The 21,517-nt window shown below is 61.4% G+C and carries 15 protein-coding genes; 11 read left to right on the top strand and 4 right to left on the bottom strand.

What is annotated here, in order from left to right:
* The first annotated feature begins 41 nt into the window (after nucleotides 1-41).
* The 11 genes from FHT86_RS36825 to trxA all read left to right on the top strand — a co-directional run bounded on the left by FHT86_RS36825 (nucleotide 42) and on the right by trxA (nucleotide 16,980).
* Nucleotides 42-1,835: a sensor histidine kinase gene (locus tag FHT86_RS36825; protein WP_183869062.1), complete on the top strand. Its 1,794-nt coding sequence runs from the start codon at nucleotides 42-44 to the stop codon at nucleotides 1,833-1,835.
* Complete coding sequence (locus FHT86_RS36820) at nucleotides 1,832-2,284, top strand: HPr kinase/phosphorylase (RefSeq protein ID WP_133708669.1); 453 nt, start codon at nucleotides 1,832-1,834, stop codon at nucleotides 2,282-2,284. Before FHT86_RS36825 ends, FHT86_RS36820 begins: the two co-directional genes overlap by 4 nt.
* A gap of 152 nt (nucleotides 2,285-2,436) precedes the next feature.
* Entirely contained in the window at nucleotides 2,437-2,838 is a 402-nt protein-coding gene (locus tag FHT86_RS36815) for a PTS sugar transporter subunit IIA (RefSeq protein ID WP_120702529.1), read from the top strand.
* A gap of 19 nt (nucleotides 2,839-2,857) precedes the next feature.
* Complete coding sequence (locus FHT86_RS36810; protein WP_133708670.1) at nucleotides 2,858-3,133, top strand: HPr family phosphocarrier protein; 276 nt, start codon at nucleotides 2,858-2,860, stop codon at nucleotides 3,131-3,133.
* Between the two features lie 184 nt (nucleotides 3,134-3,317).
* A complete protein-coding gene (gene ahcY / locus FHT86_RS36805; protein WP_133708671.1) occupies nucleotides 3,318-4,718 on the top strand; it encodes an adenosylhomocysteinase in 1,401 nt (466 codons plus the stop codon).
* Nucleotides 4,719-5,003: 285 nt separating this feature from the next.
* Nucleotides 5,004-7,511, top strand: a complete 2,508-nt coding sequence (locus FHT86_RS36800; protein ID WP_409527652.1) for an ATP-binding protein — start codon at nucleotides 5,004-5,006, stop codon at nucleotides 7,509-7,511.
* Nucleotides 7,508-9,019 carry a tRNA (adenosine(37)-N6)-threonylcarbamoyltransferase complex ATPase subunit type 1 TsaE gene (tsaE, locus tag FHT86_RS36795; RefSeq protein ID WP_133708673.1) on the top strand — a complete coding sequence of 504 codons (1,512 nt, stop codon included), beginning with the start codon at nucleotides 7,508-7,510 and terminating at the stop codon, nucleotides 9,017-9,019. The genes FHT86_RS36800 and tsaE overlap by 4 nt, the downstream gene beginning before the upstream one ends.
* Before the next feature lie 77 nt (nucleotides 9,020-9,096).
* Nucleotides 9,097-9,828 carry a nucleotidyltransferase family protein gene (locus FHT86_RS36790; RefSeq protein ID WP_133708674.1) on the top strand — a complete coding sequence of 244 codons (732 nt, stop codon included), beginning with the start codon at nucleotides 9,097-9,099 and terminating at the stop codon, nucleotides 9,826-9,828.
* A 4-nt stretch (nucleotides 9,829-9,832) separates the two neighbouring features.
* A complete protein-coding gene (gene addB, locus FHT86_RS36785; protein ID WP_133708675.1) occupies nucleotides 9,833-13,024 on the top strand; it encodes a double-strand break repair protein AddB in 3,192 nt (1,063 codons plus the stop codon).
* The gene (gene addA, locus FHT86_RS36780; RefSeq protein WP_133708676.1) at nucleotides 13,017-16,583 is read left to right on the top strand and encodes a double-strand break repair helicase AddA; all 3,567 of its coding nucleotides are present in this window, start codon (nucleotides 13,017-13,019) and stop codon (nucleotides 16,581-16,583) included. The genes addB and addA overlap by 8 nt, the downstream gene beginning before the upstream one ends.
* A 76-nt stretch (nucleotides 16,584-16,659) precedes the next feature.
* On the top strand, nucleotides 16,660-16,980 hold the full coding sequence (trxA, locus tag FHT86_RS36775; RefSeq protein WP_133708677.1) for a thioredoxin: 321 nt from the start codon (nucleotides 16,660-16,662) through the stop codon (nucleotides 16,978-16,980).
* A gap of 62 nt (nucleotides 16,981-17,042) precedes the next feature.
* Here the strand turns inward: trxA and FHT86_RS36770 are convergent, their stop codons facing one another.
* The 4 genes from FHT86_RS36770 to trpB all read right to left on the bottom strand — a co-directional run bounded on the left by FHT86_RS36770 (nucleotide 17,043) and on the right by trpB (nucleotide 21,515).
* The gene (locus FHT86_RS36770; RefSeq protein ID WP_183869058.1) at nucleotides 17,043-18,395 is read right to left on the bottom strand and encodes a bifunctional folylpolyglutamate synthase/dihydrofolate synthase; all 1,353 of its coding nucleotides are present in this window, start codon (nucleotides 18,393-18,395) and stop codon (nucleotides 17,043-17,045) included.
* Nucleotides 18,396-18,428: 33 nt separating this feature from the next.
* Nucleotides 18,429-19,340 (bottom strand): acetyl-CoA carboxylase, carboxyltransferase subunit beta, encoded by a 912-nt coding sequence (gene accD / locus FHT86_RS36765; protein WP_133708678.1) that lies wholly within the window; start codon nucleotides 19,338-19,340, stop codon nucleotides 18,429-18,431.
* 110 nt (nucleotides 19,341-19,450) lie between these two features.
* Nucleotides 19,451-20,290 carry a tryptophan synthase subunit alpha gene (trpA, locus tag FHT86_RS36760; protein WP_133708679.1) on the bottom strand — a complete coding sequence of 280 codons (840 nt, stop codon included), beginning with the start codon at nucleotides 20,288-20,290 and terminating at the stop codon, nucleotides 19,451-19,453.
* Between the two features lie 10 nt (nucleotides 20,291-20,300).
* The gene (gene trpB / locus FHT86_RS36755) at nucleotides 20,301-21,515 is read right to left on the bottom strand and encodes a tryptophan synthase subunit beta (protein WP_133708680.1); all 1,215 of its coding nucleotides are present in this window, start codon (nucleotides 21,513-21,515) and stop codon (nucleotides 20,301-20,303) included.
* Nucleotides 21,516-21,517 lie beyond the last annotated feature (2 nt).

The following is a 21,517-nucleotide window of genomic DNA, read 5'->3' as shown; positions in this document are numbered from 1 at the left end:
GGACAGGATCGTCGATCCTGTTCTTCGAAAGGGCCGTTGGCTTGGCACAGCTAGTGCAAGATAGAAATATCGACGACACGGAAAGCCCGAGCGACGTTAGAATCGCCCGCCGTCGTTGGACTCACCCTTTCACGTTGATCCGCCGCATCTTCGGTAACGCCGTCTTCTCGAGCCTGACGCGGCGCATCCTGTTCTTCAACCTGGCTGCCCTCGTCGTTCTCGTCGGCGGCATTCTTTATCTCAATCAGTTCCGCGAGGGCCTGATCGACGCCCGCGTCGAGAGCCTGCTGACGCAGGGCGAAATCATCGCCGGTGCCGTCTCGGCATCGGCATCGGTCGATACCAACTCCATCACCATCGACCCGCAGAAGCTCTTGGAACTCCAGGCCGGCCAGAGCATCACGCCCGTTCCGAACGATGAGGACCTGGAGTTCCCGATCGATCCGGAGAAGGTGGCCCCGGTGCTGACGCGGTTGATTTCCCCGACACGCACCCGCGCCCGCATCTTCGACGCCGACGCCAATCTGCTGCTCGACAGCCGCCATCTCTATTCGCGCGGCCAGGTGTTGCGCTACGACCTGCCGCCGGTTGACGACGAGAAGCAGAGCTGGTCGGACTGGTTCAGCGGGTTGCTCAACAAGATGCTGCAGCCGGGCAACCTGCCGGTTTACAAGGAGGCTCCCGGGGGCGATGGCTCGATCTATCCGGAGGTCATGAATGCGCTGACCGGTGTGCGCGGCGCCGTGGTGCGCACCACGGAAAAAGGCGAGCTGATCGTCTCGGTCGCCGTGCCCATCCAGCGTTTCCGCGCCGTGCTCGGCGTGTTGCTGCTGTCGACGCAGGCCGGTGATATCGACAAGATCGTCCATGCCGAGCGCCTGGCGATCATGCGCGTCTTTGGCGTCGCGACGCTGGTCAACGTCGTTCTGTCGCTGCTGTTGTCGTCCACCATCGCCAATCCGCTGCGCCGGCTTTCGGCGGCCGCCATCCGCGTGCGCCGTGGCGGTGCGAAGGAGCGTGAGGAAATTCCTGATTTCTCCGCCCGCCAGGATGAAATCGGCAACCTGTCGATCGCGCTGCGCGAAATGACGACGGCGCTTTACGACCGCATCGATGCGATCGAAAGTTTTGCCGCCGATGTCAGCCACGAATTGAAGAACCCGCTGACATCGCTGCGCAGCGCCGTCGAGACGCTGCCACTCGCCAAAAGCGACGATTCCAAGAAACGGCTGATGGACGTCATTCAGCATGACGTGCGCCGCCTCGACCGGTTGATCAGCGATATTTCCGACGCGTCCCGCCTCGATGCCGAACTTGCCCGCTCCGATGCGAAATCACTCGATCTCGAGGTGCTGCTGCGGGACATGATCGACATTTCCCGGCAGGTCGGGCACACGAAGAAGGCGGTCGAAATAGACTATATCGTCGACCGCAAGCCGGGTGCGAAAACCAAATTCACGATCGACGGCCATGACCTGCGTATCGGCCAGATCGTCACCAACCTCATTGAAAACGCCCGCTCCTTCGTTGCGAAGGACACCGGAAAGATCACGGTAAAGCTGATGCGTACGAGAACGCGTTGCGTGATCTATGTCGAGGATAACGGGCCGGGCATTCAGGCGGAAAATATCGACCGCATCTTCGAGCGCTTCTATACCGACCGGCCGGAGGCGGAAGGTTTCGGTCAGAATTCCGGTTTGGGCCTGTCGATCAGCCGGCAGATCGCCGAGGCGCATGGCGGATCGCTGCGCGCGGAAAACATCGTCGACGGTGACGGCACGGCGCTGCTTGGCGCCCGCTTCATCCTGTCGTTGCCTGCCGAAACACCGGCATGAGCGGCAAAGCGACCAATATCCACGGGACGGCAATCGTCATCGGCAAGACCGGTCTGCTGTTTCTGGGACCATCGGGCAGCGGCAAATCTTCGATTGCCTTCGCCTGCCTCGCCGCCGCCAAGCCGCTCGGCCTTTCCGCAGCATTGGTCGCAGACGATCAGGTTTTCATCACGCAACGCGACGGCGCCATCATCGCCGAATGCCCGCCTTCGATCGCCGGCCTGATGGAGATCCGCTATACCGGCATCGTCCGGCTTCCCCATGTTTTTGAGGCCGAAATGCATTTCGCCATACGTCCGGTCGATCCGGCAACGGCCGAGCGGCTCCCTCCCGAAGACGAACAGATCGATCTCACTGAATCCATTCGCCTACCGTTGATCCGCCTGTCCGCAGCATCGGCGAATCCGCTCGCCATAATTATGGCGAAAATCGTTATCAGTTTGGATTAATCGACCATTCAGGCCCCTGCAGGCGCTCAATTCCCATATTTTAAGCTTGCACTTCGTCTTTTCATGGCCAAGATGTCCCCCCACTGGTGGACGAGATTGCTGCGTTGCGATATGGGCCACCTGTTTGCGTATGCGATGGGAGCAGTAATATCATGATCGGACTTGTGCTTGTCACTCATGGCAAGCTGGCTGAAGAGTTTCGGCATGCGGTCGAGCATGTCGTTGGTCCGCAGAAGTTCATAGAGACGGTATCGATTGGTCCCGAAGACGATATGGATAAGCGGCGGCAGGACATTCTGCACGCGGTTTCCGGCGCCGACGATGGGCACGGGGTCATCATCCTCACCGATATGTTCGGTGGCACTCCCTCCAATCTCGCGATCTCCGTCATGAATAGCGGCCACACGGAGGTTATTGCCGGCGTCAATCTGCCGATGCTCATAAAGCTCGCGGGTGTGCGCGGCGACAACAACATGGAGAAGGCTCTGGTGGAAGCTTCCGAGGCCGGGCGCAAATACATCAACGTGGCCAGCCGTGTGCTTAGCGGCAAATGACGAGATAAGCGTCCCGCCTATGACAGAGCTTTCCCGGGAACTTCTGATCATCAACAAACGTGGCCTGCATGCACGCGCCTCCGCCAAATTCGTACAAACCGTCGAATCCTACGACGCCACCATTACCGTCTCGAGGGATGGAACAACGGTGGGCGGCAATTCGATCATGGGCCTGATGATGCTCGCGGCCAGCCCCGGCTGCAGCGTGCTCGTCACCGCCAGCGGCAACCAGGCCGCCGAGGCATTGGATGCGCTGGACCGTCTGGTCGCCGACAAGTTCGGCGAAGAGATGTGAGCCCTCCTCATCCGGGCGCCAGATAGGATATAAAGACATAAAGACTTCTTTATATCATTATTGATTTCCAGCTTGAAGCCTGCTACACGGCATCATCCCACACGCTGTCAGCGTGCAATTTTGTTGCATTCGGCCGAGGCGTTTGCCTATGGCGCGATATGCATCGTTCAGGCTGGAGACCTTCATGAGCACTGAAAAGGACTACATCGTCGCGGATATCGGCCTTGCAGACTACGGTCGCAAGGAAATCGCTATCGCCGAAACCGAAATGCCGGGCCTGATGGCTTGCCGCGCCGAATTCGGCGAAGCACAGCCGCTGAAGGGCGCGCGCATCACCGGTTCGCTGCACATGACGATCCAGACTGCCGTCCTGATCGAGACGCTGGTCGCTCTCGGCGCTCAGGTGCGCTGGGCATCCTGCAACATCTTCTCGACCCAGGACCATGCCGCTGCCGCGATCGCCGCTTCCGGCGTTCCGGTCTATGCCGTCAAGGGCGAAAGCCTCGAAGACTACTGGATCTACACCGACAAGATCTTCCAGTGGACCGATGGCGGCCTCTCCAACATGATCCTGGACGACGGCGGCGATGCCACCATGTACATCCTGCTCGGCGCTCGCGCTGAAGCCGGCGAAGACGTTCTTTCCAATCCGCACTCGGAAGAAGAGGAAATCCTCTTCGCGCAGATCAAGAAGCGCCTCAAGGCATCGCCGGGCTGGTTCACCAAGCAGCGCGAAGCCATCAAGGGCGTCACCGAAGAAACCACCACGGGCGTCAACCGCCTGTACCAGCTCAGCCAGAAGGGCCTGCTGCCCTTCCCAGCGATCAACGTCAACGACAGCGTCACCAAGTCGAAGTTCGACAACAAGTACGGCTGCAAGGAATCGCTGGTCGACGGTATCCGCCGCGCCACCGACGTGATGATGGCCGGCAAAGTTGCCGTCGTCTGCGGCTACGGCGACGTCGGCAAGGGTTCTGCTGCCTCGCTTTCCGGCGCCGGCGCCCGCGTCAAGGTCACGGAAGTCGATCCGATCTGCGCCCTGCAGGCTGCCATGGACGGTTATGAAGTAGTCCAGCTCGAAGACGTCGTCTCTACTGCCGACATTTTCATCACGACCACCGGCAACAAGGACGTCATCCGCATCGACCATATGCGCGCGATGAAGGACATGGCGATCGTCGGCAACATCGGCCACTTCGACAACGAGATCCAGGTCGCAGCTCTGCGTAACCTCAAGTGGACGAACATCAAGCCGCAGGTCGACATGATCGAGTTCGCCAAGGGCAACCGCATCATCCTGCTGTCGGAAGGCCGCCTCCTGAACCTCGGCAACGCTACCGGCCATCCGTCCTTCGTCATGTCGGCTTCCTTCACCAACCAGACGCTGGCGCAGATCGAGCTCTTCACCAAGCCCGGCCAGTACCAAAACCAGGTCTACGTGCTGCCGAAGCACCTCGACGAGAAGGTTGCTCGCCTGCATCTCAGCAAGCTTGGCGTGAAACTGACGGAGCTTTCCGGAGAACAGGCTGCCTATATCGGCGTCACTCCGCAGGGTCCGTTCAAGTCTGACCACTACAGATACTGATCTTACGATCGATATCCACAATATCTTGTGGCCCTGGCATTGACAAATGCCGGGGCTTATTTTTTGGCCCGCTCCCTTCCCGCCGATTCCCTTAGGCAGTATTGTTTTTAGACTTGATTCGTGACGAACCGGGCATGCCCGGAGCCATGAAAATGGGATGTCTTGTCGAGATGCGGCACATTATAGGACGGAGACAGACCGCTTATGTCTGAAGGGAAAGACAGCCTGCCTGAGCCAGCGATGCCTCCAGCGGGGTTCGCGCGGCAACGGCAGGGCGGCGCATATATGCTTTTACCGCGGGCGAAGCGGCGGACGAATGCGGGCCTATTGGCCTCATTGGCCCGCTTGCTGCGTTTCAGCGTTTTCGGAGGCATTGTTACCGGCTTGGCGGGCCCCGTTCTGGCGCAGACCAGCGTTGGCACGCCGGCAGCAGTCCGTCTCTTCACTTCCTCCGAAATGGCCGTCTTCTCCGTCATCATCGGCGTGATTTCAGCCGCGCTCCTGTCGACCGTGTGGATGATCCGCCAGCGCGGCAATATGGAAAGCGAAAGCCGCGAGATCCGCACGGCGCTATCAGACGCCAACCAGCGCATTTCGCAATATCAGGCGCTGATCGCCGACAAGAACCGCCGGATCATCATCTGGGACGGACAGAACGCGCGGCCGGAGCTGCTTGGCCAACTTCCTGTCGAGACCGGTGCGCCGCAGGACAACGAATTCCTCGCTTTCGGCCGCTGGCTGAAATCCTGGTCGGCCGGCGAGCTGGAAAAAGCGATCGACAAGCTGCGCGGCAGCGGCCAAAGCTTCGACATGGTGGTCGAAACGAACCGCGACGAAATATTGGAAGCGCAGGGCCGTATTTCCGGCGGCCGCGCCTTCGTCCGCTTTATCGCGCTCAACAATCTGCGCGCAGAGCTGGCCGAACTGAAGATCGAGCGCGAGAGGCTCATGACCTCGATCTCCGCCTTTCAGAACTTGCTCGATGCCATAGACCTGCCTGTCTGGCGGCGCGATGCCGAGGGCAAGCTGACCTGGGTCAACCAGGCCTATGGCGAAGCGGTCGAGGCCGTATCGCCGGATGAGGCCATCCGCGAGGGCCGCGAATTCCTGACCACTGTCGCTCGCGAGCGCATCCGTGCCTCCACGACACCGGAATCGCCCTTCCACGACAAGATTTCTACCGTCGTTCACGGCAACCGCACCTTCTTCGATGTCATCGACGTCAAATCGCCGGATGGTTCGGCAGGCATCGCCATCGACGTTTCCGAAGCGGAAGCGGTCCGAGCCGAATTGGCGCGCACGCTGAAGAGCCACGCCGAGACGCTCGATCACTTGGCAACACCGGTCGCGATTTTCGACGGCGACCGGCGGCTGCAATTCTACAATCAGGCCTTCGTCCAGCTTTGGGAACTCGACATCGCCTTCCTCGAGAAGAAGCCTGACAATAGCGAGCTATTGGATCGGCTGCGCGGCGCCAAGAAGCTGCCGGAACAACTGAACTGGAAAACCTGGAAAGACGGCGTTTTGTCCGTCTACCGTGCGCTCGATACGCAGACCGACCTCTGGCACTTGCCTAACGGCCAGATCCTTAGGGTTTTCGCCACTGCTCACCCGCAGGGCGGCGCCACCTGGGTATTCGAGAACCTGACCGAGCAGGTCGATCTCGAAACGCGCTACAACACGCTGGTCAAGGTGCAGGGCGAGACCATCGACCATCTCTCCGAAGGCGTCGCCGTCTTCGGTCCCGACGGCCGCATTCGCCTCTCCAATCCGGCATTCCGCATATTGTGGAACATCACCGAAACCCAGGCCAAACCGGGCACGCATATCCAGGCGCTGGCCGAAGCCTGCTCGCCGTCCTACGATCGGCCGGATGGCTGGAAGCGGTTTGCGGAACAGATCACTAGTTTCGACGACGAACGGCCCTCGTCGCAAGGTACACTGGAACTCTATTCCAACCTCGTCCTCGACTATGCCGTCATTCCGTTGCCGAACGCGCAGACCATGCTGACCTTCGTCAACATGACCGACAGCGTTCGCGCCGAACGCGCCCTTACCGAAAAGAACGAAGCACTGTTGAAGGCCGACGAGCTGAAGAACGATTTCGTCCAACACGTCTCCTACGAGCTGCGTTCACCACTGACCAACATCATCGGCTTCACCGATCTTCTGAAGACGCCGGGCATCGGACCGCTGAACGACCGGCAGGCGGAATATATCGATCATATCTCCACCTCTTCCTCGGTGCTGCTGACACTGGTCAACGACATCCTCGATCTTGCGACTGTCGATGCCGGCATCATGCGGCTGAACTATTCCGAAATCGCGCTCGACGACCTTCTCGACGAAGTCTCGATGTTGATCGCCGACCGTCTGCAGGAAAGCGGCGTGACGCTCGAAATCACTGTGCCCGCCCATCTCGGCACCGTCGTCGCCGACCAGCAGCGGCTGAAGCAGATATTGCTGAAGCTTCTGAACAATGCCGCCAATTTTGCGCCTGAAGGCTCGACCATCGCGCTGAAATGCGCGCGCGACGGCTCGGATTTCGTCTTCACCGTCGCCGACAAGGGACCGGGCATTCCGGAAGAGATCATCCGCACGGTCTTCAACCGCTTCGCCTCCAGCGGCAAGGGCGGCAAGCGCAGCGGCGCCGGCCTCGGTCTCTCCATTGTTGAAAGCTTCGTCAGCCTGCATGACGGCCAGGTGTCGATCGAAAGCCAGCCGGGCAAGGGAACCACGGTCACCTGCCGGATTCCATCCGCCGAATTGCCGCACTCCGTCGCCGCAGAATGACAGCAGCGAACACCAGCATCACCCTTTTCCTGGCAGACGACGCGGCAACCACTCGCCTGGGCGAGGATCTGGCGCTTGTGCTGAAGGTGGGCGATTGCCTGGCGCTATCGGGCGATCTCGGCGCCGGAAAATCCTCGCTTGCCCGTGCCCTCCTGCGCGCCATGGCCGACGATGCCGAACTGGACGTGCCGAGCCCGACCTTCACGCTCGTCCAATCCTACGAGCTTCGCATCCCCGTTTCGCATTTCGATCTCTATCGTTTGGGCGATGCCAGCGAACTGGCCGAGCTCGGGTTCGACGAAGCGCTGCAGACTGGCATCTGCCTGGTGGAATGGCCTGAGATGGCCGAGGGCGAACTGCCGAAAGAGCGCATCGATCTCAAGCTGGAGCACGAAGGTGAAGGCCGTCGTGCGACGATCACAGCGCCTCCCAAGCAATTCGCCCGCATCCAACGCGTTCTGGCGATTCGCGCTTTCCTCGATGCTCATGGTTATGCAGGTGCCGAGCGCCGTTTCCTGACGGGCGATGCGTCGCTACGCGCCTATGAATCCATCCATCCGCATGGCGGCGGAAAGCGCGTGATCCTGATGGATTGGCCGCGACTCCCCGAGGGGCCGGCTGTGCTTGACGGAAAGCCCTATCCCAAGGTCGCGCATCTCGCTTGGGACGCCTATCCCTTCGTGGCACTGGCCAATGTGCTGGGAGAAAATGGCTTTGCAGCGCCGGAAATCTTTGCGGTCGACTATGATCAGGGCATCTTGCTGATCGAGGATCTCGGCACCGACGGCGTGCTCGACGAAGCAGGCAAGCCGATTGCCGAGCGCTATCGGGCCAGCGTTGCCTGCCTGGCGCATCTGCATAGCCTCCGCATCCCGCAGGATATTCCGGTTACGCCGGACCATATCCATCATGTTCCGGATTTCGACCGGACGGCCATGACGATGGAAGCGCGGTTGCTCATCGACTGGCATCTACCGTGGAAGCACGGCGCGCCGGCGAGCGATAAGGAACGGGCGGAATATCTGGCGATCTGGGACGGCCTAATCGATGAGTTAGACGATTCGGAAAAGAATCTGCTGCTGCGTGATTTTCATTCGCCGAACATCATCTGGCGGGCCAAGGAAAAGGGCATCCAGCGGATCGGCCTCATCGATTTCCAAGATGCGATGATCGGGCCGACGGCCTATGACCTCGCCTCCATCGTCCAAGATGCGCGCGTCACTATCGAACGCGATCTGCACGATCAAATGATAGCGGACTATCTATCACTCCGAAGCGCCCAGGGCGGTTTCGACGAAGCAAAGTTCCTGAAAAGCTGGGCGATCATGTCGGCACAGCGCAACTGCAAGCTCGCCGGCCTCTGGGTGCGGCTGCTGCAGCGCGACGGTAAGCCCGGCTATATGAAACATATGCCGCGCACGCTCGCCTATCTCGCCATCGCTTTCGAGCACGAAACACTCGCTCCCCTGCGCGAATGGTGTGCAAGGACTGGAATAGGCGGGGTATAGTTGCCCGAGACCGGGCGACGGTTTTCCTGCGATATGCTAAAGGAAGACAGCCGAGCGAATCACAAGTTCGAGACGAGATGACCATCAAACAAGCCATGGTATTGGCCGCGGGCCTCGGAACCCGCATGCGACCAATCACCGACACCATCCCAAAGCCGCTGGTAAAGATCGCCGGCAAGCCCATGATCGATTATGCGCTGGATGCGCTGGCGGAAGCCGGGGTCGAACGGGCTGTCGTGAACGTCCATCATCATGCCGACCAGATGGAAGCGCATCTGCGCGGTTATCGCGGCCTTGAAATCCTGATCTCCGACGAGCGGGACGCGCTGATGAACAATGGCGGCGGCCTCGTCAAAGGCCTTAGGCTGCTGAGCCGCGATCCAGTTTTCATCATGAATGCCGACTTGTTCTGGATCGGCGAGCAGCCCGGCCATCGGACGAACCTCGACCGATTGACCGGATTCTACGACGAGCAAAGCATGGACATGGCCATGCTCTGCGTCGAGCTGGAAAAGACCACGGGTCACAACGGCAAGAATGACTTCAGCATGGCTGATGACGGCCGGCTTACACGCTATCGCGACGCCCAATACAACGGCGTCGTCTATGCCGGTGCGTTCGTGATGAGCCCGTCCCTTCTTGACGATGCACCGAACGATGCGTTCAACATCAACATCTATTTCGACAAGGCGATCGCCAAAGGCCGGCTTTACGGCACGATGCTCGACGGTCACTGGCTGACCGTCGGCACGCCGGAGGCGATCGGCGAGGCGGAGGAGACGATCCGGACCTTCCGGGCGTTTGCGTGACCGGATGACGGGCGGGCACCGGCAACGCATCCTGACGATCCCGGCGGGCCTGCCTTTCCTGAAGACCCTTGCCAGCGCCCTCTGCGACGGCCGGCTGACTGAGCATTTTCGGCACGATCCCAGTGATCCGCTATCACTCGCCAAGGTTACCATCTTTCTGCCGACCCGGCGCGCCGCACGCGTGCTGCGCTCGGAGTTCGTCGACCTGCTCGGTGGCCGCTCCGCCATCCTGCCGGTGATCCGCCCGCTCGGCGAGACCGATGACGACAACGGTTATTTCGACGAGGCCCTGCCAGCGACCGCGGACCTGGCGCAGCCGCTTGCCAATACGGCGCGACTGCTGGAATTGGCGCGGCTGATCCTCGCCTGGCGCAACAAGCTGCCGCAAATCGTTCGCGACATCCATTCAGATTCGCCGCTCGTTGCTCCGGCGAGCCCCGCGGATGCCATCTGGCTGGCGCGCAATCTTGCGGAACTCATCGATTCCATCGAGACCGAGGATCGCGACTGGGCCGAGCTTAGCAATCTCAGTGCCGAGGACCATGCGCTCTGGTGGCAACTGACGGCTGAATTCCTTCAGATCGCCAGCGCCTTCTGGCCGGCACGGCTGGAGGAACTCGGCAAATCCTCGCCTGCCCGGAACCGCAACGCCATTCTGCGCGCCGAAGCGCAGCGGCTTGCCACCATGCAGCATGCCGGGCCGATTATCATCGCCGGCTCCACCGGTTCCGTGCCGGCTACAGCGGAGTTGATCGCTGCCGTTGCGTCCCTGCCGCAGGGCGTCATCGTGCTGCCGGGGCTCGACCTCACAATGCCGGAAGAGGACTGGCGTTTGGTAGCCCCGGAACTTGGCGCCGGCGAGAAGGTCGATCCGACAACACGCAGTCATCCGCAATATGGCCTGTCGCTGCTGCTGAAGCGGCTGCGTGCGACCCGGAGCGATGTCGAAACCGTTGCCGAAGCGTCCGAGAGCATGCAGATGCGCGCACAGATCCTGTCACGCGCCCTTGCACCCGCGAAGGCGACCAGCGGCTGGGGAGCGTGGCAAAAGACGCTCGCGCCAGGCTCCATTGCGCGAGCCTTTGCCGATGTCGCCCTGATCGAAGCGGCAAACGAGCGGGAAGAGGCAACTGCGATCGCCATCGCTTTGCGGCTTGCGCTGGAAAAACCCGGACGGAACGGTGGCGAGAGCCAAGCGGCGCTGATCACGCCGGACCGCAATCTGGCCCGGCGCGTTACGGCGGAGCTGGCACGTTTCGGCATCATTGCCGACGATTCGGCCGGCACGCCGCTTGCCGCCACGCCGCAGGGTGCGCTGCTGCAATTGCTGCTCGAAGCTACGCTTCGTCCCGGCGATCCTGTCGCCGTCGTTTCGCTGCTCAAGCATCCTCTCGCCCGTTTCAGCCTAGCCCAGGATGCGTTGCAGCTCGGCGTCGATGCGTTGGAAATCCTGGCCTTGAGGGGTGGCACTGCCGATGTCGATATCGGCGCGCTGGAATCCTTGCTCGACCGCCAGCTTGCCGAACAGGCCATGGACCGCCATCCGCCACACTGGCGCAAATCCCTGCCCCCGGACGCCGTGGACCGGGCACGCGCGCTGGCCCAGCGGGTCACAGAGGCTTGCGAACCACTGGCGTCTGTGCTTTTGCCGCAAGCATCCGACAGTCACCCCACCCTGTCCGAATGGGCTGAACGCACAGGCCGCGCCTTGGAGTCCGTCGCCGCAGACGAGCGCGGCAACCTGGCTGCGCTCTGGTCCGGCGAGGCCGGCGATACGCTGGCAAGCCTCCTGAAGGAGGTCATCGATACCGATAGCCAACTTCAAGCGGACGGGCCGCAATGGATCGACATCGTGGCCGCGCTCTCCGCGGGCCAAGCGGTCAAGCCCCGGGCACTGAGCCATCCACGCCTGTTCATCTTCGGCACGCTGGAGGCGCGCCTCCAGAGCGTCGATACGCTGATCCTTGGCGGGCTCAACGAAGGTTCCTGGCCGGGTCAAACCGCCAACAATCCCTTCATCTCCCGTACGATGAAGACCGAAATCGGCCTGGAACCGCCGGAGCGGCGCATCGGTCAGCTTGCTCACGACTTCGAAATGGCAAACGGCACGCACGATCTGATCTATTCACGCGCGCTGCGACAAGGCTCGACCCCGACCGTCGCATCGCGCTGGCTGCAGCGCCTGATGGCGCTGGGCGGCAAGACATTCGCGAATGAATTGAAGGCCCGCGGCGATCAATACCGCCATTGGGCCAGCATGATCGACGAGGGCGAAAACCAGGCACCGGCGGTAAGGCCGTCCCCCAAACCGCCGGCCGAGCTGCAGCCTAAGAGCTATTCCTTCAGCGAGGTCGGCCGTCTGCGGCGCGACCCCTATGCGATCTACGCCCGCCGCGTCCTGCGGCTCGACCCGATCGATCCCTTCAACCGCGACCCCGGCCCAGCCGAGCGCGGCACGCTCTATCACAAGATCATCGACCGTTTCATCCGTGAGGGCCATATTGCCGGAACGCCGGATGCGTCGCGGGCGATGGATCGCATCGTCGCCGAGCTTTTCGACGCCGAACAATTGCCGGTTCATATCGACAGCGTCTGGCGACCGCGCTTTCGCGAAGTGGCGCGTGCCTTTCTCGCCTGGGAAGCGGAACGGCGGCCGGAAATCCGCAGGACAGCAACGGAAGTGCCCGCCGGCGTCGAGATCGAGCCGATCGGCATCCGCCTCACCGGCGTCGCCGACCGTATCGATTTCAAGGGCGATAAGGCCGCCGATATCATCGACTACAAGACCGGCTACAATCCGTCTCCGGCGCAAGCCCGCGCACTGCTTGATCCGCAACTGGCGCTGGAAGCCTACGCGCTCAAGGCCGGCGCTTTCCGCAATGTCGGCCCGCTCCTGCCGGAGAACCTGCTCTATGTCCGGCTTAGACCCGGCGATCGCTTCAAGGTCGATCAGGTCAACAACGAGCTTTCCAGCCGCGGCGGCAAGACGGAAACAAAGTCGGCTATGGACTTGGCTCTGGAGTCGATGGACCAACTCGTCAAATTCGTCGCCCTTCTGCAATCCGGCGAAAAAGGTTTTTCCTCGAGGCTGATCCCCGCCCAGCAATTCGAGTATGGCGGCGACTACGATCACCTTGCCCGCGTCTCGGAATGGTCGACGGCGGAAACCGAGCAGGAGGGCGCGGGCGATGAGTAATCTTTCCGCCAACGAACTGGCTGCCCTGCCCAACAGCGATGATGCCGGCGCGTGGATCGGGTGGACGACGGTCCAGCAATCCATCGCTTCCGATCCAGTACGCTCCGCCTGGGTCTCGGCCAATGCCGGCTCCGGCAAGACGCATGTGCTGACCCAGCGCGTCATTCGCCTGCTTCTCGCCGGCGCACGACCGTCAGCCATTCTTTGCTTGACCTATACCAAGGCCGCTGCTTCGGAGATGTCGAACCGCGTTTTCGACCGGCTGGCCGCATGGGCAACGCTGCCGGACGAGGAGCTGAAGGCACGGATCGCCGAGATCGAAGGCGCGGAACCGGGTCTCCTCAAGCTCGCCGAGGCACGCCGCCTCTTCGCCAAGGCGCTGGAAACGCCGGGGGGGCTGAAGATCCAGACGATCCACGCCTTCTGCGAGGCGCTGCTGCATCAATTCCCGCTGGAAGCCAACGTTGCCGGCCATTTCTCCGTTCTCGACGATCGCGCTGCAGCGACCCTGCTCGATGATGCTCGCCGCTCGCTGCTGACCGCGACGCCGCCGCATCAGAATCCGGAGCTTGCAGAAGCCTTCGCCTATGTGCTCGATCTCGGCGACGAATCCGGCCTGGAGACATTGCTTGGCGACATCGTCGCCAACCGCAACGCCATCCGCCGCTTTACCATGGATGCCGAGGGGAAGGGCGGCTTCGAGGCCGCACTGCTCACCCGGCTCGGTCTTTCTCCCGATGATACGGAGACCGCCATCGCGGAACAATATTGGCCGCTGCCCGGCCTCTCCAGCTCGACGCTGGAGCTTTATCTCACGCTTGCCGATCTCAAAGGTGGCGCGAAGGCGCTGGATATCGCCTATGGCCTGCGCCTTGCTAAACGCGAATCCAACCCGATCGCCCGCGCGGAGATCCTCGAAAAGGTGATGCTGACCGCCAAAGGCGAACCGAAATCGGACAGCCAGTTTTTCGTCAAGGCGATGCTGACGGATGCACCCACGCTGGCCGACGCCGTCGCCGCGGCCCGCGCACATATCGTCGCCTGCCGCGACCGGCTGAAGCTGATGCGGATGTATCGCGCCACCCGCGCAGCGCTCGTCCTCGCCGACCGGCTGAACCGTGACTACGAAGAACTGAAGAAGCGACGCAGCCAGCTCGATTTCGAAGACCTGATCACCCGCACCGCCGATCTCCTGACCAAGAAGGACGTCGGCCCCTGGATCCACTACAAGCTCGACCAAGGCATCGACCACATCCTCGTCGACGAGGCGCAGGACACCAGCCCCATCCAATGGAGCGTCATCCAGTCTCTGGCGGAGGATTTCTTCTCCGGCGAAAGCGCCCGGCCGACCCTCAGGACGATCTTCGCGGTCGGCGATGAGAAACAGTCGATCTATTCCTTCCAGGGTGCGCGGCCAGAACGCTTCTCTGAGGAAAGCGACCGGACGCGGCGGCGGGTGGCGACCAGCGGCCAGCAGTTTTCGTCGATCCGACTGCCGCTCTCCTTCCGCTCGACCGCCGATGTGCTAGCCGCCGTCGATCATGTTTTCACCGCGCCGGAAAATGCCCGAGGGCTCAGCGCAGTCGCCGAACCCGTCGTGCACCGCTCCAGCCGCATCGGCCATTCCGGTGCGGTCGATCTCTGGGACATGATCGCGCCGGAGCCGCTGGCGAAAGAGGAAGACTGGACCGCGCCGTTCGATTCGACGCCGGAAAGTGCGCCGGCGGCGATCCTGGCACGGCGTATGGCGCAGACCATCGGCAACCTCATTGGCCGCGGGACAATCATCGACAAGGGCAAGGCCCGCTTCATCGAAGCCGGCGACATCCTCGTGCTGGTGCGCAAGCGTGATAGCTTCGTCAACGCTCTGACCCGGGCGTTGAAGCGGCGCAACAATATCCCCGTCGCCGGCGCCGACCGCCTGGTACTGACCAGCCACATCGCCATTCAGGATCTCCTGGCGCTTGGCCGCTTTCTGTTGCTGCCGGAAGACGATCTCTCACTCGCCGCTCTTCTGAAGAGCCCCCTATTCGATCTCGGCGAAGACGATGTTTTTGCCGTCGCGGCGTACAGAGGTGACAATGAAAGCGTCTGGAGCCATCTACAGACATTCGCCGATGACGGTCATGAGCGCTTCCGCCATGCGGTCGACAGGCTGAAAACCTTCCTGGCCCTTTCGAAAAGCCTATCCGTGCATGACTTTTATGCTCGTGTGCTCGGCAGCTTCGGCGGCCGGCGGCAATTCCTGGCTCGGCTCGGCACCGAAGTCAGCGATATCCTTGATGAATTCCTAACCTTCACACTGGATCACGAAACCTCCGGGCTGCCGGGTCTGCAATCCTTCATCTCGACGCTGGAGCTGGAGGCGCCGACAGTGAAGCGCGAGCAGGACAAAGGCCGCAACGAGGTACGGATCATGACGGTGCACGCCTCCAAGGGCCTGGAAGCGCCCATCGTCTTCCTCGTCGACGGCGGCGGCAAAGCCTTCACACATGCACATCTACCGAAGTTGCGACTGATCGAGACCGGGAAAAACGAAATCCCGCTGCCGGTCTGGGTGCCGGTCGGTGCACTCGCCAATTCGCTGACCCAGGCTGACACCACCAGGCTTCAAACTCTGGCGGAAGAGGAGTATCGCCGCCTGCTCTATGTCGGCATGACGCGAGCCGCCGATAGGCTGATCATCTGCGGCTATCGCGGCATCCGCGAAAACGGCGATACATGGCATGCTATGATTTCTGCGGCGCTACGCCAGGATGGCGAACGCTGCACTCCTGTCAGTTTCTCCGGACCGGACGGCGAATGGCAGGGGCTGAGCTGGCGTGTCACCCAGGTCGAGCGCACTTTCGAACATATGGAACAGGTGGAAGCGATGCGGGACCGAGGAGCGCTGCCGGGAGGGCTCAGCCGGCCCCTGCCACCGCAACGAAACCTGCCTCGGCCGCTCAGCCCGTCCGGTGCCGGTACCATCATCGACGACGAGGCCGACAACTTACTCGTCGCCTCGCCGCTGTTCAGCGAAAAGACCAAATCGGATCGCTCCCTGGAAAAGGGACGCTTCATCCACCGCATGCTGCAGACATTGCCGGAGATCGCGCCGGCAGATCGCGCCGATGCGGCGCGGCGCTACGCCGAGCGAGCTGCACGTTTCTGGCCGCGGGCGGAGCGCGAAGCGCTGATCAACTCCGTATTGGCGCTGCTGTCACATCCTGAACTTCAGGGCGTTTTCAGCGCCCATGCCCAGGCCGAAGTCTCGATCATGGGCACGCTGACGCTCGGCGATCAGAATTTTGCGGTCTCCGGCCGCATCGATCGACTGACGGTGCTCGATGATCGCCTTGTCATCCTCGACTACAAGACGAATCGGGTGCCACCGCGTGTCGCGGACGAGATTCCTTTCGCCCATCGGGCACAGCTTGCCATCTATCGTGAGATCCTCTCGCCACTCTACCCCGGCAAACGCGTCGATTGCGTGCTCGTCTATACCGAGAATGCCTCGATCCACACGCTGTCCGGAGAGGCACTCGCATTGGCGCTTGCAGAGCTCAAGACAAAGTGAAATACCGGACATTGAAATTCCGGCACCGCACCCTCACATACATTACAACCCGCAAATCCCGGTAAAGGAGCAGCCTATGGCTACCGTAAAAGTCGATACCTCCAACTTCGCTGCCGAAGTTCTTCAGTCCGCAGAGCCCGTCGTCGTTGATTTCTGGGCCGAATGGTGCGGTCCGTGCAAGATGATCGCTCCGGCTCTGGAAGAGCTTGCTGTACAGTTCGAAGGCAAGGTGAAGGTCGCCAAGCTCAACATCGATGAAAACCCGGAACTGGCTGCCCAGTTCGGCGTCCGCTCGATTCCGACGCTTGCCATGTTCAAGGCCGGCGAAGTTGCCGACATCAAGGTTGGCGCCGCTCCCAAGACCGCGCTGCACAACTGGATTTCCAGCGCTGCCTGACCGGTATCGATGAGTTCATTAAAAAGCCCGGCTCGTCCGGGCTTTTTTGTTGGTCCGATTTGTCACTTTGGCGGCGTGCCGTTATCGGCAAGGACATCGCCGACGAGATAAAGCGAGCCGCCGATCAGGATGCGCGGGGCGGGCAAATTGGGCACGGCCAGTTCTTTGATCGCGTCTAGCGCCTGGCCGACGCTCGACATCGGCTCGGCCACCAGGCCGGCGTCATAGGCGGCGCCTGCCAGAACAACAGGATCGATCATCGAGTCGCTGCCACGAATCGGCACGCAATAGACTTTTTCCGCCAGGCCGGTGAATGACTTGAAATAGCCGACCGGATCCTTGGTATTGATCATGCCGATGATCAGGAACAGCGACCGCGGCTGACGCTCCTCGAAATTGGCCATTGCTTCGGCAATGACCTCGCCGGCGCCCGGATTGTGGCCGCCATCGACCCAGATTTCTGCGCCTTCCGGCGCGTGCGGCAACAAATTGCCCTCCGTCAGACGCTGCAGGCGGCCCGGCCATTCGACCGAAATCATCGCCTTCTCCATCATCGCCTCGGTAACCGTAAAGCCCGCCGCCTTGACGGACCGGATGGCGGCCGCGGCATTGGCATATTGATGCCGCCCCGGCAGGCGCGGCAACGGCAGGTCGGCAAGACCGAACTCGTCCTGATAGACCAGCCGGCCGTATTCCTCATGGGCGGAAAAATCCTGGCCGAAGACCGCGGTCGGGCAGCGCAGCCGCTCGGCTGTCGATATCAGCACGTCCAGGGCCGCATCATATTCCTGGTGGCCGATGACGACGGGACGGCCGGCCTTCATGATCCCCGCCTTTTCGGCCGCGATCAGCTCGACGCGGTCGCCGAGATAGGGCTGATGATCGAGCGAGATCGGCATGATCACCGAGACGGCCGGATCGGAAATGACGTTGGTGGCGTCGAAACGGCCACCGAGACCGACTTCGATGATCGCGGCATCGGCCGGATGCTCGGCAAACAACATGAAGGTGGCCGCGGTCAGAATCTCGAACACCGTGATCTTCTGGCCGCCGTTGGCATCGGCAATACGCCGGAGCACATCGGCGAAGACCGCATCGCCGACGAGTGCGCCGCGACCTCCCTTGACACCGATGCGGTAGCGCTCATGCCAATTGACGAGATGCGGCGAGGTATGAACATGCACGCTCAGGCCGCCCGCCTCGAGAAGCGCGCGGCAGAAGGCCGTCACCGAGCCCTTGCCGTTGGTGCCGGCGACATGGATCACCGGCGGCAATTTTTTGTGCGGATTGCCGAGGATGTCGAGCAGCCGGGTAATTCTGTCGAGCGAGAGATCGAAGCCCTTGGGATGCAGCCCCATCAGTTTGTCGATTTCCCGTGCCGCCTCGCTCACTGCGGATTGATCCATGGCTGTCATCCCGCACTCCGCCTTTCGGCCATTCGTTCCAGGTTAGGCGTTCGCCACCATCGGCAGCGCCGCTCCGTTCAGGTCCTTCGCAGACACGTCATTCGCCGGCTTCTTGGTCAGGATCTTCAGAAGCGTAGCCAGGGTATCGGGGATATCGTGGCGTTTGACGACCATGTCGACCATGCCGTGCTCAAGCAAATATTCGGAGGTCTGGAAGCCTTCCGGCAGCTTTTCGCGGATCGTCTGTTCGATGACGCGCTTGCCGGCAAAACAAATTTCCGCACCCGGCTCCGCAAGATGGATATCGCCAAGCATAGCGTAGGAAGCGGTGACGCCACCCGTCGTCGGGTTGGTCAACACGACGATATAGGGCTGGCCGGCTTCCTTCAGCATGTCGACGGCAACGGTCGTGCGCGGCAACTGCATCAGCGACAGAATGCCTTCCTGCATGCGCGCGCCGCCCGACGCAGGGAACATCACCAGCGGGCACTTTTCGGCGATGGCGCGTTCGAACGCCTTGACGATCGCCTCGCCGGCGGCAATGCCGAGCGAGCCGCCCATGAAATTGAACTCATGCACGACAGCAACCAGCTTCAGGCCTCGAACCTTGCCGACGCCAGCCAGAATCGTGTCTTCCTGCTCGGTCTTGACGCGGCTGTCCTTCAGGCGGTCGGTATATTTCTTCGAGTCGCGAAACTTCAGCGGGTCCTGCGCGACCTTCGGCTGCGGCAGCGATTCGTAATCGCCATTATCGAAGAGATCGGCGAGGCGGGCCTTGGCCGGCATCTTCATATGGAAACCGGAGGCTGGAATCACCCACTTGTTGTCTTCCAGATCCTTATGGAAGACCATTTCGCCGGTCTCCGGGCACTTGATCCAGAGATTTTCCGGCACTTCGCGACGGCCCAGCATGGAATTGATCCGCGGGCGGACGTAATTCGTGATCCAGTTCAATTCGAAAACTCCTGATCGACTGAATTAACCGATATCGTAGTCGACACCTAATGCGCATAGGCCATTTCTTCAATCGACTCTGATTGAAGACCTCTGCCTATGTGGGAAAACTATTCGGCAGCAACAAGGCGCGCCGAACGCGTTCCCGTCGACAGGCCGCGCACCAGCGTCGCGACGGCCTGGATGGTGTCAGAGGTCGCCTTGCCGTCCTTGGTCAGGCTGGTGGCGATCTGGTTGACAATTGCCGTACCGACGACAACGCCATCCGCGGAGCCGCCGATGACTTTCGCATGCTCGGCCGTCTTGACGCCAAAGCCGACGCAGACCGGCAGGTCGGTATGCTGCTTGATGCGCTTGACGGCGCCCGAGACAAGCGACGGGTCCGGCAAGGCAGAACCGGTGATGCCGTTCATCGAGACATAATAGACGAAGCCGGAGGTGTTGTTGAGAACGGTCGGCAGGCGCTTGTCGTCGGTGGTCGGTGTCGCAAGGCGGATGAAATTGATGCCCTTGCGGATTGCCGGGATGCAGAGCTCATCATCCATTTCCGGCGGCAGGTCGACGACGATCAGGCCGTCAATCCCGGCGGCAAGCGCATCATCGAGGAATTTTTCGACGCCGTAGATGTAGATCGGATTGTAGTAACCCATCATCACGATCGGCGTATCGCCATCTGTCTTCCGGAAATCGGTCGCAAGCTGCAGCGTCTTCTTGAGCGTCTGGCCGGCCTTCAGCGCGCGCTGGCCGGCGAGTTGGATCGCCGGGCCGTCGGCCATGGGATCGGAGAAAGGCATGCCCAGTTCGATCACGTCGGCGCCGGCTTCCGGCAGTGCCTTCATGATGCCGAGCGAGGTGTCGTAATCGGGATCGCCACCCATGAAATAGGTGACGAGAGCCGGGCGGCCTTCGACTTTCAGAGCGGCAAAACGTTTGTCCATACGTTCGGTCATGGTGTCTAACTCACATTCCCAGAATCTTGCCGACAGTGAAGATGTCCTTGTCGCCGCGGCCGGACAGATTCATCAGGATGATCTCGTCCTTACCCATCTTCGGCGCGCGCTTGATGACTTCGGCAAGCGCGTGGCTCGGCTCGAGCGCCGGAATGATGCCTTCGAGGCGCGTCAGCGTCTGGAAGGCTTCCAGGGCCTCATGGTCCATGATCGGCACATATTCCGCGCGGCCGATATCGTTCAGCCAAGAGTGCTCCGGGCCGATGCCGGGGTAGTCGAGGCCAGCCGAAATCGAATGACCTTCCTTGATCTGGCCGTCGCCATCCTGCAGCAGATAGGTGCGGTTGCCGTGCAGCACCCCGGGCGAGCCGGCGGTGATGGAGGCGCAATGCTCGTCACCCTGCAAGCCCTTGCCGCCAGCTTCGACGCCGACGATCTTGACGCCCTCGTCGTCGAGGAACGGATGGAAGATGCCAATCGCGTTGGAACCGCCGCCAACGGCAGCGATGACGAGATCCGGCAGACGGCCCTCGGCCTCCAATATCTGCTGCTTGGCTTCGGTACCGATCACCGACTGGAAGTCACGAACCATTTCCGGGTAAGGATGCGGGCCGGCGGCCGTGCCGATCAGGTAGTAGGTATCGTCGACATTGGTGACCCAATCGCGAAGGGCCTCGTTCATCGCGTCCTTCAGCGTGCCGCTGCCGGCGGTAACAGGGATGACCTCGGCGCCGAGAAGCTTCATGCGGAAAACGTTCGGCGCCTGGCGCTCGACGTCTGTCGCGCCCATGTAGACGACGCAAGGCAGGCCAAAGCGGGCAGCAACCGTCGCCGACGCCACGCCATGCTGGCCGGCTCCGGTTTCAGCGATGATACGGGTCTTGCCCATGCGCTTCGCCAGCAGGATTTGGCCGATGCAATTGTTGATCTTGTGCGAGCCGGTGTGGTTCAGCTCTTCGCGCTTGAAATAGATCTTCGCGCCGCCGAGTTCGGCCGTCAGGCGCTCGGCAAAGTAAAGCGGGCTCGGGCGGCCGATATAATGCGTGCCGAGAGACTTCAATTCCGCCTGGAAGGCCGGATCGTCCTTCGCCTTGTTCCATTCATCCTGCAGGTCCAGGATCAGCGGCATCAACGTTTCGGCGACGAAACGGCCGCCGTAAATGCCGAAACGACCGTCCTCATCGGGGCCGGCGCGGAAGGAATTCGGTTTTGGCGTCTGGTTCACTC

Source organism: Rhizobium sp. BK313, assembly GCF_014193655.1.
GTDB lineage: Bacteria > Pseudomonadota > Alphaproteobacteria > Rhizobiales > Rhizobiaceae > Rhizobium.
Note: the sequence above shows the minus strand (reverse complement) of the source record. Positions and strands in the feature narration are given on the sequence as shown.

What these genes read in the sequence shown, in the direction of transcription:
- FHT86_RS36820 (WP_133708669.1), top strand. Translation starts at nt 1,832, where the DNA reads ATGAGCGGCAAAGCGACCAATATCCACGGGACGGCAATCGTCATCGGC.
- FHT86_RS36815 (WP_120702529.1), top strand. Translation starts at nt 2,437, where the DNA reads ATGATCGGACTTGTGCTTGTCACTCATGGCAAGCTGGCTGAAGAGTTT.
- FHT86_RS36810 (WP_133708670.1), top strand. Translation starts at nt 2,858, where the DNA reads ATGACAGAGCTTTCCCGGGAACTTCTGATCATCAACAAACGTGGCCTG.
- ahcY (WP_133708671.1), top strand. Translation starts at nt 3,318, where the DNA reads ATGAGCACTGAAAAGGACTACATCGTCGCGGATATCGGCCTTGCAGAC.
- FHT86_RS36800 (WP_409527652.1), top strand. Translation starts at nt 5,004, where the DNA reads ATGCTTTTACCGCGGGCGAAGCGGCGGACGAATGCGGGCCTATTGGCC.
- tsaE (WP_133708673.1), top strand. Translation starts at nt 7,508, where the DNA reads ATGACAGCAGCGAACACCAGCATCACCCTTTTCCTGGCAGACGACGCG.
- FHT86_RS36790 (WP_133708674.1), top strand. Translation starts at nt 9,097, where the DNA reads ATGACCATCAAACAAGCCATGGTATTGGCCGCGGGCCTCGGAACCCGC.
- addB (WP_133708675.1), top strand. Translation starts at nt 9,833, where the DNA reads ATGACGGGCGGGCACCGGCAACGCATCCTGACGATCCCGGCGGGCCTG.
- addA (WP_133708676.1), top strand. Translation starts at nt 13,017, where the DNA reads ATGAGTAATCTTTCCGCCAACGAACTGGCTGCCCTGCCCAACAGCGAT.
- trxA (WP_133708677.1), top strand. Translation starts at nt 16,660, where the DNA reads ATGGCTACCGTAAAAGTCGATACCTCCAACTTCGCTGCCGAAGTTCTT.
- FHT86_RS36770 (WP_183869058.1), bottom strand. Translation starts at nt 18,395, where the DNA reads ATGACAGCCATGGATCAATCCGCAGTGAGCGAGGCGGCACGGGAAATC.
- trpA (WP_133708679.1), bottom strand. Translation starts at nt 20,290, where the DNA reads ATGACCGAACGTATGGACAAACGTTTTGCCGCTCTGAAAGTCGAAGGC.